This window comes from Anoxybacillus sp. B2M1 (assembly GCF_001634265.1).
Taxonomy (GTDB): Bacteria; Bacillota; Bacilli; order Bacillales; family Anoxybacillaceae; genus Anoxybacteroides; species Anoxybacteroides rupiense.
On sequence record NZ_CP015435.1, the window covers coordinates 459,679 to 472,979 of the forward strand.

The window sequence follows — 13,301 nt, forward strand, 5'->3', positions numbered from 1 at the left end:
TAAGCTTATATTTGTCCATAGCATTCATTGCTTTTTAGTAAAATAATGGACAACCAACACTGGTCACCAGACATTCTTTTGGAATATTGGCTGAATGGAGGCAACGGTTGTGTTTTTATAAAAAAAGAGCGGCTTGAAAATTTTCTTTATGGCAACAGGAGATTTCAATATAATGGGAAAAAGAGGATAAGGCAAGAAGAGCGGGTCATGACGATGCGGGCCGCTTGCATTAAGCAGCCAAGTGTTCTTGACTGCGAATATGGACAATTCATAGTGCAGCGCACGTTTCTTATTGTCTGTCAATAAGTCTGAATATTCAGTTTATTATTGAACGAATAGGAGCTTCCGTGCAAAGATCAAAGGTTTCATCAACCGGTTTCGCGATAAAAGAGACAGATGCTGCTTTGCTTCCCTCTCTTTCGTTTCAAAATATAGATAAAGAGGTGACAACGATGAATTTGCCAATGCAGCTTGAGAGAAAGGCAAGGACAAAAAAGAGAATTGCGATCTCGCTCGCTAGTGTATTGCTTGTTGCGATCGTCGCATGTGTGGCGATTTCCGTCTATGTTGGATGGAATTTAACGCATAAAGAACGAAAACCGATTTTAGAAACACCAAAAGATTATGGACTTGCCTATCAAGATGCCACCTTTATCAGCAAAGACGACGGGCTTAAGTTGAAAGGATGGATTATAGAACCGACCAAACAGGCTCGGATGACGATTATTTTTTCGCATGGCTACGGCGGCAACCGCTACGAGCCCAATGTTCCTTTTTTGCCGTTGGCTCAATCGCTAGCGTCGGAAGGATACCGCGTTATGATGTTTGATTTTCGAGCAAGCGGTGAATCAGAAGGCGATATGACTACGATTGGCGCAAAGGAAAAATACGACTTGCTTGGTGTGATTGATTATGCAAAACATCATTATTCTGAGCCGGTCGCGCTTTATGGTGTGTCGATGGGAGCTGCCACCTCCATTTTAGCTGCGGGAATGGATAAAGATGTAAAAGCGGTGATTGCTGACAGTCCATTTAGTGATTTAGAAAGCTATTTGCGCACCTATATGCCTGTATGGACCCATTTGCCCAACGTCCCATTTACTTACTTAATTATAACGCTTATTCCTATGTTGACAGATTTAAATCCGGCGGAATCAATCCCTATAAAAGCAGTGGATCAGATAGCACCGCGTCCCGTCTTATTTATCCACAGTAAAGATGATCCGTCGATTCCATACAAGGAAAGTGTAAGCATGTATAATAAACATCGCGATGTTTTTGAAATTTGGCTCACTGAAAAGGCCAAGCATGTGAAAAGCTTTGCGATGTACAAAGACGAGTATATTCAAAAGGTGCTTCAGTTTTTAGAAAAAGTACAAAAGGCAGAATGATGACGTTGAACGAAGGATTTATGGAGCGGGATCCTAGTTGCAAAGCGATCTCAAGCATTTTTCGATAACCTGGCATGTCGACAGTCCCCCCCATTGTAAATATTGGAAAAATTTTTGGATCAGTATCTTTTTTTAAAGGAATAATTTACCTTTATGTAGTATTAACATCTACGTACCATTTGTATGAGGAGGGGATGTTTGTGAGCAATCGAAGAAAATGGTTTACTAGTCAGGATGTTGAAGGAATGATCGAGGAATTGGAAGAGTTTGCGACAGAGATAGGAAATCAGGCCGGCAACAGTAAAGATATAGAGAATCGAAGGTTTTATGAAGGAATGGCTGTTGCTTGCAAGCTGATGGCAATGAAGCTAAAGAGGGGATTGGAGTATATTGATGGAACACTTTTAAACTGCGTGTATGAAAATATAAAAGCTTTAAGCGAAGAAAAAAGCCAGCATGTATTTGCGCGAGAAATAAAACAACGATGCTCCTTCTGCCTTCAGCACAAAGAGCCGCTCGTACAGGGACCCTTTACGTTGATTTGTCGGGATTGTCTGCGATTTGGCATAAAGGTCATGAGGAGCCGAAATGTTTAAAAGAAAAAAGGTGATGATGGATGGCGCGAAAAGTCGAAGTCGTTCCATTTTCTGAACAGTGGGCGGAGCAGTTTCGTTGTGAAGCAGACAAAATGAAAGACGTCTTTCAAAACGGGTGCGTTGAAATCTACCATATCGGAAGCACCTCGGTCCCTGGAATGCGCGCCAAGCCCATCATTGATATCATGGTCGAGGTCCACAATCTTGACGAAGTCGATCGTTTTAATAAGCAAAGGCTCTTTTCTAAAAGATTGTTGCTAATGTAGGTCATCTGTTATAATAAAAACAGAACATTTGTTTGTAATGAGTGCCCAGGCAATGGATTGGAAGGCTGTTTATGGAATTTTCAATGATTTGCCGAAATCTGAACAACTTCAATTGTTTCAAGCTATCAAAGATACGCTGTTTCCTGAACTTAAGGAAGATATTTCCGAAATGGTAGGTGATATTCGGGAAGTACGCTTCAATGGCGGTTTGGCGCGTGTTCATTGTGGTAGCATCAGTATTAAACGTAACGGAAAGTACCGTTCTCGTCAGCGGTATTTGTGTAAAGATTGCTGCAAGTCGTTTAACGACATGACCGCAAGCCCGATTTCAGGTACTTACTATCCGCACAAGTGGCTGAAATACTTTCAAATGATGATTGATGGCATGACTTTGCCCAAAATTGCAGAGGAACTGGTGATTCACATCTCCACCGCTTTCTATTGGCGACACAAGATTCTAAATGCATTACGTTCGCTTGGTTTCTCGACGCTGAAAGGTATCATTGAAAGCGATGAAACTTCTTAGAAAGCGAAAAGGGCAAGAAACAAATTACTCATCGTAAGCCTCGTAAGCGTGGCGGTAAAGCCAAGAAACGGGGCATCAGCAAAGAGCAAATCAGTGTCGTGGTCGCACAAGACCGTAACGGAAATATTCTGTCCAAGATGGCAGGACGGGGACGCATTACGGCTGATGAAATCGACCAAGTATTAGGTAAGTGTCTTGATGAAGAGATTATTCTTTGCACCGATTCTGCTACTAACTACAAGGCGTTTGCCAAACAGAAGGGTATTCCTCACGAAATTATCAATGCTAATAAAGGCAAATACGTCAAAAAAGGCGTTTATCATATCCAACACGTCAATGCTTTTCATCAACGCTTAAAGAAGTGGATTGAGCGGTTTAATGGTGTTGCAACAAACTTGATATGGTTCCGCTTTTTGGAGTTGCATAAGCACCTCGACAAGCAATTGAGAAAGCGAGCAATAGTGCTGGACGCTTGTAAGAAAGCCAATTTTACGCCTGTTCGCTTATTCAAAACAGCATCTTAACGGAGGTATCACTATGTCATTACATTTAGAGTCATTTACTGATTTTCTCGTAGAAGCCAAGAAAAGAACTTACGCCTCACAAGGAGATGATGCATCCGTTCAACCATTATTGAGCGGTTCAAAACAACTCGAATACCGTAGTGGCAATTACTTCTATCGAGATATTTATTTTGGTTCCTCATTCTTTATTGGTCAAGAGACAGTTGAATATGAAAATCGCCCGATATGGTCAATGGTTTATTCAGGCGGTGTCCTTGTTCCAAATGCCTCTTGGGAGCAAATTGCTCCTATATATGAGTTTCTGCGTCAAGCACTAAGATTGGTCGATCATAAATCACTATATCGTGGTCCAAACCGCTACGAACAAAATAACTGCATCTACGAAAACGAGTATTACGGCACTCTGGACGATTTTTATGGCAATGAAACCATTCTCGTTGATGGTCAAAAGGTATATGAGTTACGGTATAACGGCGGGTTTATTCGATAATCTCGCTTAAAAAAGCAACAATATTTACGAAAAGAGCCTAAGCAAATGGCTGAGCTTGGTTATGAAGCATTGGAGGAACACGGGATTGCGAAGCGGAGATTTTTTCGCAAAGGAGGAGAAGAGCGGACGCATCACGTTCATGTGTTTCAAAAGGGGAGCGAACATATCGAGCGGCATTTGGCGTTTAAAGAATATATGGTCGCTCACTCCGATCAAGCTAAGGAATATAGTAAGCTGAAACAAATGCTAGCGCAACAATTCCCTTTGGATATTGGATCGTACACAGAAGGAAAGGATCCATTTATCAAAAAAGCGGAACAAGAAGCGCTGGCATGGTATCGCAAGCGGAGAAAGGGGGAATCGAGTGCTGCTGAAACGGATTAAATGCGGTGTCTTTCCGGAGCAAAAGCGGAGGTTTTCGTTCGCACAAGAGCAATGGCAGGAATTAAAGGCGATTTCCGGCTTTCTCCAGCAAATAGGTGGCTGGAATGTAAACGATGCGAACGAGGCCTATATTTTTTCGTTCTGGGAAAATCAATCTGCCTACGAGGCATTTATGAAGCGGGATCACGATGGAATCATGGCGAAAAACAACCAGCGTGGCACCTATCATCGCCTTGCGGTTGACTTGTATATGAAAGCATCCCCCAATGACGATACTTTTTCTATCATGGAAATGCTGGGTAAAAGCAATGCGCTGCATGTATGGGAGCGCTGCGAACCATTGTCCGGTTCGTGGAGTGCAAAAGAATTTATTTCGTTTCAGCATTTGCATGATCATCGTCGCTTGCTTATCGTCCCTGCTATGCCGCTGACGGATAGTGATGGGACGACCGTGGCAATTGAAGAGTCATGGACTACGTTTCGTTTTATGGAGGGGGAAGAAACATGAAGTGAAGAAGAGGGCTTTTGATTTTTGGGTTGTGCCTGCTGCTTTTTCCGGCGCGCATTTGTGCTTCTCCTGCACCTAGTGAAATAACGAAAGCGAAGGAAAAAGCTCCGGTACACCTGATCGGCGTCGTCATCTCGGATCGGTTATACCAAGATCAAACAAAAGAGACCGATCATCCGTCACAAATTCGTCGCATGGCACTGTCAGTCAAGCAGCTGATCAAAGCTCCCCAAGAGCAATCCTTTTCCGAAGTGATCGTATATTATGTCTATAGGCCCTCGTGGATACAGGATGAACTGGGGAGCGTTCCATTAAGTGTCGCGGTTGGTGATGTGGTTGAAGTATGGCTGAAGCAAGGGAAAAGAGGGTGGGAGCCTGCTTTAGGAAGATGGACGGTTCGGCATTTATCATATGCGGAAAAGCGCAGCGAACCGATTCCTGAACCGTTCTTGCATATGGCGGAACGCTATATAAAAACCTCTTGGCGTTACCATTCCGGTGGGATGGTATGGGGCGGAGTCATTTTTTTTCTTTTTGTCTTTGTTTTGTTTGTTAAATTGTTTAATCTGGATCGTGCCTCAACAGAAGATCGATGAAAATGCTGCCTTTTAGGGGAATCTATATGCTGGTGCATCAAGCATTGGAGAGGGGATGAAATGAAAATCATTCTGTTTGATGGCGCTTGCAGCTTTTGCCATGCAAGCGTTCGATTGATTATTGAAAGAGACCCGCACGCTTATTTTCGGTTTGCCTCATTGCAGAGCGAAGTGGGACAAGCGCTATTGGAAGACGATCGAGTGCCTAGCCAGATTGATAGCTTGATATTGATTGACGGAAACACTTATTATACGAAGTCAAGCGCGGCGTTAAAGATATGCAAGCATTTGCGCGGATGGTGGAAGTGTCTATATGTATTCGTTCTTATTCCACGTCCGCTTCGCGATCTTCTCTACGATTGGATCGCCAAAAACCGTTATCAATGGTTTGGGACGACCGATCAGTGTTTGATTCCAACAGAGGACGTGCGAAGGCGATTTTTGCCATAAGGATACATGGATAAGGGAGGAATCAATGAAATTTTATATTGCCTCAAGCTTCGCTAATAAAGAAGTGGTTCGCCTCTGCGCCCGGAGATTGATCGTAAACGGTTTTACACAGACATATGATTGGACAAAAAACGAGCGTCCGACAGCCATTGAACAGCTTTCACAAATAGGGCAAAAAGAGGTGCGAGAGGTGATGGCGGCCGATTTTTTTATTATGTCGCTTCCGGCCAGGAAGGGGAGCCATGTTGAATTAGGCATTGCGCTTGCATCAGGCAAGCGCGTTTATATGTATTCAGCTGATGAAGACATCTATCATTCGGAAACAACAGCAACATTTTATCATCTTCCTGAAGTCCAAAAATTGGTTGGTGCATTTGATTGTTTTTTGGAGCGGCTCATTTTTCATGAAGAAACGAATGAAGGGGGAGCATTCTGACGGCTAGCATTTCATGAAAAATTGGAGCGTGATTCACGAGCGAATGACGGCCGGCGCTTCCCGAAGTTTCGTTTTATTTATAGAAACGATCACGATCGAAATCGCCAGTCCATCCATTACTTTTCTCGAACGGAGGGTCGACATTTTTCTGTTTGTTTTGCATCAAGTGTTCCAGCGATCGCCGTATGAAAATAGAGTTTTCGGCGATATTCCGGCAAAGGAGATAGGCGATTGATAGAATTAGGGAGAATCAAAGACAAAAGGCTTGTAATGGAATCGTAATAGATTTGTAACTGCTTTTTATTCTTTTTGTCATTGATTCGCCATTTTCTTTTAATATAATGATCCATGTTCGTAGAAAACGGAGACTATCAATACATCGGGAGGAGCAACATGAAAAAAACGGCGATTTTTACAGGGACACTGATCACGTCTTTATTAGCAGGACAAACAGCTTTTGCTAGCAGTTACACAGTTCAAAAAGGCGATACGCTTTGGAACATATCGAACCAGTATCATACGACGGTTGAAACATTAATGCAAATGAACGGTTTAACTTCTGATCTTATTTTTCCTGGCCAAACATTAAAAGTGAGTGAGAAAGAAGATACATATGTAGTGAAAAAAGGCGATACATTGAGCGAGATTGCTAATCAATTTCATATAACGGTAGATTCATTATTGCAAATGAATCCAGGAATTTCTGATCCGAATTTTATTAGAGAGGGTCAAATTGTTTATTTAGCAAAACAGGTATCATCATCTGCCCAATCTACTGCGCCGTCCTCTGCGAATGGCTACTATATCGTAAAGGAAGGAGACACCCTTTCTGGCATTGCGGCAAAGTTTCAAACCACCATTCGCTCGTTGCTTGCGTTAAATCCGCAGATTGCTAATCCTAATCTGATTCGAGCTGGCCAGTCCATTAAGGTGGCAGGACAGCCAGTCAGTGTTGCCGAACAAAACCAAGCAGTGTCTTCCAGCACAGCGAAAAATGAACAGCCGCAAAAGGTCTCTTATTCAAACGAAAAAGTTTCTGCTGATCCGGTGCAAAACAACACAAAACCAACGACTCTCTCTTTAGCTGATAAAATTATTCAAATCGGCGAAAAGTATTTAGGAGCCAAATATTTATATGGTGCTAGTCCATCCCGCACCGATGCGTTTGATTGCTCTTCTTTTACCATGAGAGTATTTAGTGAAGCAGGAATTGCTCTGCCACGCAGTTCATCGGCGCAGGCGCAAGTAGGGACTCCGATCTCGATCAGCCAGCTTCAAAAAGGAGATCTGTTGTTCTTTGATACAGACTTCAATGGCACGATCAACCATGTCGGCATTTATGCAGGCGGCGGGCAAATGCTCAATGCCACCACTTCAAAAGGTGTCACGTATGTATCAATCAATATGGCCTATTGGCAAGAGCGTTTTGTAAAGGCTGTACGCGTTCTCAACTAATCTATTTAAACATTTATTAGTTGAAACGGCTTTGTTTTATCTTCAAGTTTCCTCCTAATTAATGAATGGAAAAGTGATAAAAGAGAAAAGTCAAACGCTTTGAAATGCATTTACTAGTATCAGAATCTCAGCTCAGAACCTCATATAAAAAGAAGAAGCTTCAAGGGTTGGCCCTTGAAGCTTTTTTAATTTCAAACCGAAAAACCCGTCTGCTTTACAAAAGGGTTTTTCGGTTAAACGGAGAATCATTTAACATGTTTATTGAGGAGATTTTCACAACGTATGGGGAAGAGGAATTTCATAGTGAATCGTTGGAGAAGGAGGGTGAACGATCATGCGTGTGGTAACAGCAGCTGAAATGCATGCCATTGACCGCTATACGATCGAGCATATAGGAATCAGTGAAGAAGCATTGATGGAAAATGCCGGACAAGCCGCTGCTAGAGTACTGCTTGAGCGCATTTCTCCGTTTCAGCGTATTGCTGTGTTAGCAGGTGCGGGCAATAACGGAGGGGATGGCTTTATTATGGCAAGAGTGTTGAAAAGCTGGGGCTATACCGTTGATTTATGGCTTATTCCCCCAAAAGAAAGAATAAAAGGAGCAGCCAAAAAAGCGCTTGAAATCTATGAAAATTGCGGTTATGAGGTGAAAAGCTTTATCGGAAATGAGCCGTTATTTTTTCAGCAAATGCTGAGCTATCACGTTTTGATTGATGCGCTGCTCGGAATCGGTGTGAAAGGGCCGGTCCAATCGCCTTATAAAGAAATCATCGATGCGATGAACCATCATCATGACGCAGTTGTATATGCTATTGATGTTCCAAGCGGTGTTCCGGCTGACGGTGGAGAGATAGGAGCGGCTGTTTATGCAGATATGACGATTACGATACAATATCCAAAACTGAGCGCTTATACATTTCCAAGCGCTGATTATTACGGTGAATTAGTAGTGGTTGATATCGGGATCCCTCCGCGTTCATCGGAGCACCATGCGGCTTTCCGTAAAGTATGGATGAAAGAGGACGTCATCCGCACGCTCCCAGAAAGAAAGCGCGCCTCACATAAAGGAGTGCATGGTAAGGGATTGATTATTGGGGGCTCTCAAAGGATGACCGGCGCCGTTATGATGGCAGCAAAGGCGGCTTTACGGAGCGGGTCGGGACTTTTAACGCTGGCCATTCCTGAAACGATTTATCCTGTGGTGGCTAGCGGCGTGCTTGAAGCGATGTATCATCCTTGTTCAGCAAAAAATGGCGGCTTTGCTGGAGAGATCGATTTGATCCATTTGGATATGGATGCCATCGCTATAGGGCCGGGGATGGGAAGGCTGGAAGGAACGAAACCGATCGTTCAAGCGGCTCTTGCCCAAGAAGTGCCGGTTGTTCTTGATGCCGATGCCTTATTTTTTTGGAACGACTACGCTCGTTTTTTGAAAAAACGAACAAGCCCCACGATCGTGACCCCACATCCAGGAGAAATGGCGCGCATGCTTGGCCTATCGATTCGCGAGGTGGAAAATGACCGATTTCAAGTAAGCAGACAAATGGCCATCGACTATGGGATCTACGTCGTCTTAAAAGGGCCCTATACGATTGTCGCTACCCCTGATGGAAAGCAGTATATCAATACGACGGGGAATCCGGCTCTGGCCAAAGGGGGAAGCGGCGATGTGCTTACAGGAATGCTTCTTGCGTTTTTGATGCAGCATCGTTCGCTTGAAGCGGCGATCAGCAATGCGGTTTGGGTGCATGGAAAAGCAGCTGATTTTTTAGTGAAAACGAAGCATTCGCCATTCGATGTGCTGGCGACCGATGTAATCAGCGCCATTCCAAACGTCCTATCTTCGTTATGTAAAGGGAAAAAATGATGAGATATACGATGTTTCCATTAAGCGAGAATGCATTGACGATTCGCTTTTCGAATGAGATCAGCGACGAAGCACATGAGCGCGTTCAAAAACTAACTCGTTTGCTCCGTTGTGAAGCGATGGAAGGGATCATAGATATCGTCCCTGCCTTTTCATCGGTTACGGTCTATTACAATCCGCTTGTGCTTGGGACATATGAACAAGCAAGCCGAGACATCAGCGAGAAAGTGGAAGGAATGGAGAGAGCGGCTTCAGCTGTAGCAGGACGCACGGTGGTAATCCCGGTTTGTTATGGGGGAGAGTTCGGACCTGATTTGCCAGAAGTAGCGCAGTATCATGGCATAACGGAGGAAGAGGTGATTCGTCTTCATTCGGCAGGAACATATAAAGTATATATGATTGGGTTTGCTCCAGGATTTGCGTATTTGGGAGGGCTGCCATCGCAGCTTGCCACCCCGCGCCGCGCTGTTCCACGCTTGCTTGTCCCAGAGGGATCTGTCGGTATTGCCGACCGCCAGACGGGAGTATATCCGCTTGCTACACCGGGGGGATGGCAAATTATCGGGAAAACTCCACTGTCTTTATTCTGTGCAGAGCGGCAGCCTCCTAGCTTGTTGCAAGCTGGAGATGTTGTGCAGTTTCATCCGATGACGGAGAAAGAATATAGGATGTGGAAAAATAATGGGGATTTTTGTTCTTGATGGAGGCTTTTTCACAACTGTACAAGATTTGGGGAGATGGGGGGTTCAAAAAGACGGTGTGCCGGTCAGCGGCGTTATGGATGATTTTGCGAGCCGCCTTGCTAATTTTTTAGTCGGAAACGAAGCAAATGAAGCCGTGTTAGAAATAACCATGCTGGGTCCGACCCTGCGTTTTGAAATAGGAACGGTTGTCGCTATTTGCGGCGGCGAATTTTCTGGCAAACTGAACGATCAGTCCGTACCGCTGTGGCAGCCGTTTATGGTACAGCCGGGCGATATACTTGCCATTGGCGCCTGTCGGATAGGCTATCGGGGATATGTCGCTGTTTCTGGAGGATTGCATGTTCCGCCGCTGATGAATAGCCGTTCAACCTACACGAAAGCCGCTATCGGCGGCTTTTATGGCCGCCCTTTGCAAAAAGATGATGAGCTTTCGCTGCGGCCAGCTCCTTGTTTGCCAGAATGGCCGCCTTCATGGGGAATCGCTTTTTCTATACGTCAATATATCAACAGTCAAGAAAAAGTGATTCGTGCCGTAGAAGGACCAGACTTCCACACGTTTACAAAAGAAAGCATTGAACATTTTTTTACCGAAGTATATGAAGTCACGACACAGTCTGATCGGATGGGCTACCGGCTGCGAGGTCAAAAGTTGCAGAGAAGTGTGGACCAAGAGATCGTTTCAGAAGCGGTGACGTTTGGAACCGTACAAGTGCCCGCGTCCGGCGATCCAATTGTGTTAATGGCGGATCGGCAAACAACCGGCGGCTACCCGCGTATCGCTCAAGTATTAGCTGTCGATTTGCCAATTTTAGCACAAGCGCGCCCCGGCGATCGCATTCGCTTTCAACCATCATCTTGGCAGGAAGCGCAGCGATTATACATCCAGCGCGAGCGTGAGATGATGTACTCAAGAGCGATCATCCGCCAAAAATGGAGGGAGATAAATGGCGCAAATCGATTTAAATTGTGATTTTGGTGAAGGCTTTGGTATATATGAGCTTGGCGAAAACGAAATATTGCACTATGTCACATCCGTTAATATAGCATGCGGATTTCATGCCGGCGATCCGGTTGTCATGAGGAAAACTGTGCAGATGGCGCTTGAAAAGGGAGTGGCGATCGGTGCACATCCTGGTTTTCCTGATTTGCTTGGCTTTGGACGCCGCCATATGCATGTCACTTTTGAGGAGGCGTATGCCTACGTTGTTTATCAAATTGGAGCGCTGTCGGCATTTGTCAAGGCGGAAGGAGGCCGGCTTTCTCATGTCAAGCCGCACGGCGCCTTGTATAATATGGCGGCGAAAGATGCAGAATTGGCGGAAGCGATCGCTCAAGCGGTGCGGGATGTGGATTCGTCGCTCGTTTTATATGGGCTTAGCGGAAGCGAACTGATTCGTGCCGGCAAACGGTTTGGTTTGAGAACGGCAAATGAAGTGTTTGCCGACCGGACCTATCAAGAAGATGGCTCACTCACTCCAAGAAGTCATCCACGGGCCTTGATTACGAACGAAGAGGATGCGGTGCGTCAAGTGGTGAAAATGGTGCGCGAACGCTGTGTTCGTTCGCTTGCAGGTACTGATGTGGAGATTGTGGCAGAAACGGTGTGTGTTCACGGTGACGGGAGTCAAGCCGTTTCGTTTGCGAAGCGGTTAGTTCAAGCGTTGCATGGTGCAATGATTGAAATCCAAGCGATTGGATAACGAAAACGTGATATATTCCGGCGTCATTCACGGTAAATGTATTTTTCTGTCTGTCCGTTCGTCCGGATTCTCGCGGCAAAGGAAGCGCAAAAGCGATGTGGCAAGGCCGCTAGCGAATGGCGGAGGATATAGAAACCATTCCTTTACTTATAAGATTTGAGCAACGTTTGGATTCAGAAAGAGGTGGGACAATGCATCATCGAGCATGATGGAAGTCACCTTTCATCAATCGTCGTTTCATCACTTTTTATAAATTGATGGAATGGGGAATTGTTGATATCGTTACACCATTTTTTCACACCGTTCTTATGGCTGCTAGTATTTGGCTTTCATTCATTTGTTACAAAGAAAAAGCTCGGCCGTAACAGCCGAACTTTTTCTTTAGATTCATTTCAAACGAACAGAAGCCGGTTGTTATACAATAATCCGCTCCGGATGGGTGTATATATTGAGGGTTGTTCCGCGAATAAAGCCGACAACGGTCATGTGCAAGTCATCGGCAAGCTGTAGCGCTAAATCGGTCGGGGCCGATTTTGAAAGTACGATTCCTGCCCCCATTTTCGATACCTTCAGCAATACTTCTGAAGATACGCGGCCACTGAAAGCGACGAGCTTGTCACGCATCGGAATCGCATGGCGCAAACAATAGCCATAAATTTTATCAAGAGCATTGTGGCGGCCGATATCAGAGCGGGCGATGATCATCCCTTCTTCATTGCATAAGGCCGCGTTATGCACTCCTCCTGTATGGCGAAAAACCGTGCTTTCATTTTGCAATGTATTCATAAGAGCGAAGCATTGCTCAACACGGATGCGTGTGGAGGTTGTAATTGTTTTTGCTGTTTTTACATCATTTAATAAATAAAACTGTCGGCTTTTTCCACAGCATGAGCCGATGAACCGTTTGGAAAAAGAAGAAGCTGGGGCTAGAGGTACGGACAGATCAACATAGGCAAACCCTCGCTCTTCGTCAATGGATAATTGGTGAATATCATCGTGGAAACGAATCACTCCTTCAGAAGCAAGGAAGCCGAGAACAAGCTCATCAAGGTGCTCTGGCGAACAAACGAGCGTGGCAAACTCCTCTCCATTCACGATAATGGTCAATGGCTGTTCAAGAACAATGGCGTCCTCTTGCTCGTGAAGTTCTCCCTCCATATATTTATAGATTTGCTTGGCAGTCGTTATATTCGATTTCACCCTTTTCACCTTCTTTTCATATATAACCCCGAAGCTATTAGGCGTATATAAAGCCGGGTGAATCTTTCACCCTTTTCCTTTTAGAGATGTCCTCTTGTGTGGTGATAGAACTCCAATGGAATGTGCCCATCTTTCTTCCTTCCGTGGGCAGGCATGAGAAACAAGTCAAGAACTTGCCTGCGACTGTCGAAACCATCGAACTCTCCTT

The 13,301-nt window shown here is 44.8% G+C and carries 15 protein-coding genes and 2 pseudogenes; 16 read left to right on the forward strand and 1 reads right to left on the reverse strand.

Features of this window, described 5'->3' with window-relative positions:
• Window positions 1–452: 452 nt before the first annotated feature.
• The 16 genes and pseudogenes from GFC28_RS02270 to GFC28_RS02350 all read left to right on the forward strand — a co-directional run bounded on the left by GFC28_RS02270 (window position 453) and on the right by GFC28_RS02350 (window position 11,893).
• Window positions 453–1,391 carry an alpha/beta hydrolase gene (locus tag GFC28_RS02270; RefSeq protein WP_156487557.1) on the forward strand — a complete coding sequence of 313 codons (939 nt, stop codon included), beginning with the start codon at window positions 453–455 and terminating at the stop codon, window positions 1,389–1,391.
• 200 nt (window positions 1,392–1,591) lie between these two features.
• Window positions 1,592–1,987 (forward strand): hypothetical protein, encoded by a 396-nt coding sequence (locus GFC28_RS02275; protein ID WP_052661042.1) that lies wholly within the window; start codon window positions 1,592–1,594, stop codon window positions 1,985–1,987.
• Window positions 1,988–2,007: 20 nt separating this feature from the next.
• Complete coding sequence (locus GFC28_RS02280) at window positions 2,008–2,253, forward strand: GrpB family protein (protein WP_052661043.1); 246 nt, start codon at window positions 2,008–2,010, stop codon at window positions 2,251–2,253.
• Between the two features lie 52 nt (window positions 2,254–2,305).
• Window positions 2,306–3,303, forward strand: a pseudogene (locus GFC28_RS02285) (IS1595 family transposase).
• Between the two features lie 13 nt (window positions 3,304–3,316).
• Entirely contained in the window at window positions 3,317–3,793 is a 477-nt protein-coding gene (locus tag GFC28_RS02290; RefSeq protein ID WP_044746447.1) for a DUF5680 domain-containing protein, read from the forward strand.
• 36 nt (window positions 3,794–3,829) lie between these two features.
• Window positions 3,830–4,177, forward strand: a pseudogene (locus tag GFC28_RS02295) (GrpB family protein); the annotation flags it as partial.
• Window positions 4,158–4,685, forward strand: a complete 528-nt coding sequence (locus GFC28_RS02300; protein ID WP_052661045.1) for a YdbC family protein — start codon at window positions 4,158–4,160, stop codon at window positions 4,683–4,685. The pseudogene GFC28_RS02295 and the gene GFC28_RS02300, both read left to right, overlap by 20 nt.
• A 17-nt stretch (window positions 4,686–4,702) precedes the next feature.
• The gene (locus tag GFC28_RS02305) at window positions 4,703–5,281 is read left to right on the forward strand and encodes a hypothetical protein (RefSeq protein WP_044746448.1); all 579 of its coding nucleotides are present in this window, start codon (window positions 4,703–4,705) and stop codon (window positions 5,279–5,281) included.
• 60 nt (window positions 5,282–5,341) lie between these two features.
• The gene (locus GFC28_RS02310; RefSeq protein WP_044746449.1) at window positions 5,342–5,731 is read left to right on the forward strand and encodes a thiol-disulfide oxidoreductase DCC family protein; all 390 of its coding nucleotides are present in this window, start codon (window positions 5,342–5,344) and stop codon (window positions 5,729–5,731) included.
• A gap of 25 nt (window positions 5,732–5,756) precedes the next feature.
• The gene (locus tag GFC28_RS02315; RefSeq protein WP_044746450.1) at window positions 5,757–6,167 is read left to right on the forward strand and encodes a nucleoside 2-deoxyribosyltransferase; all 411 of its coding nucleotides are present in this window, start codon (window positions 5,757–5,759) and stop codon (window positions 6,165–6,167) included.
• A 13-nt stretch (window positions 6,168–6,180) separates the two neighbouring features.
• Window positions 6,181–6,402 carry a hypothetical protein gene (locus GFC28_RS02320; RefSeq protein ID WP_044746451.1) on the forward strand — a complete coding sequence of 74 codons (222 nt, stop codon included), beginning with the start codon at window positions 6,181–6,183 and terminating at the stop codon, window positions 6,400–6,402.
• Window positions 6,403–6,560: 158 nt separating this feature from the next.
• Window positions 6,561–7,622, forward strand: a complete 1,062-nt coding sequence (locus GFC28_RS02325) for a C40 family peptidase (protein ID WP_044746452.1) — start codon at window positions 6,561–6,563, stop codon at window positions 7,620–7,622.
• A 334-nt stretch (window positions 7,623–7,956) separates the two neighbouring features.
• Entirely contained in the window at window positions 7,957–9,489 is a 1,533-nt protein-coding gene (locus tag GFC28_RS02335; RefSeq protein WP_044746454.1) for a bifunctional ADP-dependent NAD(P)H-hydrate dehydratase/NAD(P)H-hydrate epimerase, read from the forward strand.
• Complete coding sequence (pxpB, locus tag GFC28_RS02340; RefSeq protein ID WP_044746455.1) at window positions 9,489–10,190, forward strand: 5-oxoprolinase subunit PxpB; 702 nt, start codon at window positions 9,489–9,491, stop codon at window positions 10,188–10,190. Before GFC28_RS02335 ends, pxpB begins: the two co-directional genes overlap by 1 nt.
• Complete coding sequence (locus tag GFC28_RS02345; RefSeq protein WP_044746456.1) at window positions 10,171–11,163, forward strand: 5-oxoprolinase subunit C family protein; 993 nt, start codon at window positions 10,171–10,173, stop codon at window positions 11,161–11,163. The genes pxpB and GFC28_RS02345 overlap by 20 nt, the downstream gene beginning before the upstream one ends.
• Entirely contained in the window at window positions 11,138–11,893 is a 756-nt protein-coding gene (locus tag GFC28_RS02350) for a LamB/YcsF family protein (protein ID WP_044746457.1), read from the forward strand. Before GFC28_RS02345 ends, GFC28_RS02350 begins: the two co-directional genes overlap by 26 nt.
• Before the next feature lie 414 nt (window positions 11,894–12,307).
• On the opposite strand, the gene fdhD is transcribed toward GFC28_RS02350, so the two are convergent.
• Entirely contained in the window at window positions 12,308–13,093 is a 786-nt protein-coding gene (fdhD, locus tag GFC28_RS02355; protein ID WP_082063854.1) for a formate dehydrogenase accessory sulfurtransferase FdhD, read from the reverse strand.
• Between the last annotated feature and the right edge of the window lie 208 nt (window positions 13,094–13,301).

Excerpts from the sequence above, each read along its gene's own strand:
- GFC28_RS02270 (WP_156487557.1), top strand. The coding sequence starts at position 453 with ATGAATTTGCCAATGCAGCTTGAGAGAAAGGCAAGGACAAAAAAGAGA.
- GFC28_RS02280 (WP_052661043.1), top strand. The coding sequence starts at position 2,008 with ATGGCGCGAAAAGTCGAAGTCGTTCCATTTTCTGAACAGTGGGCGGAG.
- GFC28_RS02290 (WP_044746447.1), top strand. The coding sequence starts at position 3,317 with ATGTCATTACATTTAGAGTCATTTACTGATTTTCTCGTAGAAGCCAAG.
- GFC28_RS02310 (WP_044746449.1), top strand. The coding sequence starts at position 5,342 with ATGAAAATCATTCTGTTTGATGGCGCTTGCAGCTTTTGCCATGCAAGC.
- GFC28_RS02315 (WP_044746450.1), top strand. The coding sequence starts at position 5,757 with ATGAAATTTTATATTGCCTCAAGCTTCGCTAATAAAGAAGTGGTTCGC.
- GFC28_RS02320 (WP_044746451.1), top strand. The coding sequence starts at position 6,181 with ATGAAAAATTGGAGCGTGATTCACGAGCGAATGACGGCCGGCGCTTCC.
- GFC28_RS02325 (WP_044746452.1), top strand. The coding sequence starts at position 6,561 with ATGAAAAAAACGGCGATTTTTACAGGGACACTGATCACGTCTTTATTA.
- GFC28_RS02335 (WP_044746454.1), top strand. The coding sequence starts at position 7,957 with ATGCGTGTGGTAACAGCAGCTGAAATGCATGCCATTGACCGCTATACG.
- pxpB (WP_044746455.1), top strand. The coding sequence starts at position 9,489 with ATGAGATATACGATGTTTCCATTAAGCGAGAATGCATTGACGATTCGC.
- GFC28_RS02345 (WP_044746456.1), top strand. The coding sequence starts at position 10,171 with ATGGGGATTTTTGTTCTTGATGGAGGCTTTTTCACAACTGTACAAGAT.
- GFC28_RS02350 (WP_044746457.1), top strand. The coding sequence starts at position 11,138 with ATGGCGCAAATCGATTTAAATTGTGATTTTGGTGAAGGCTTTGGTATA.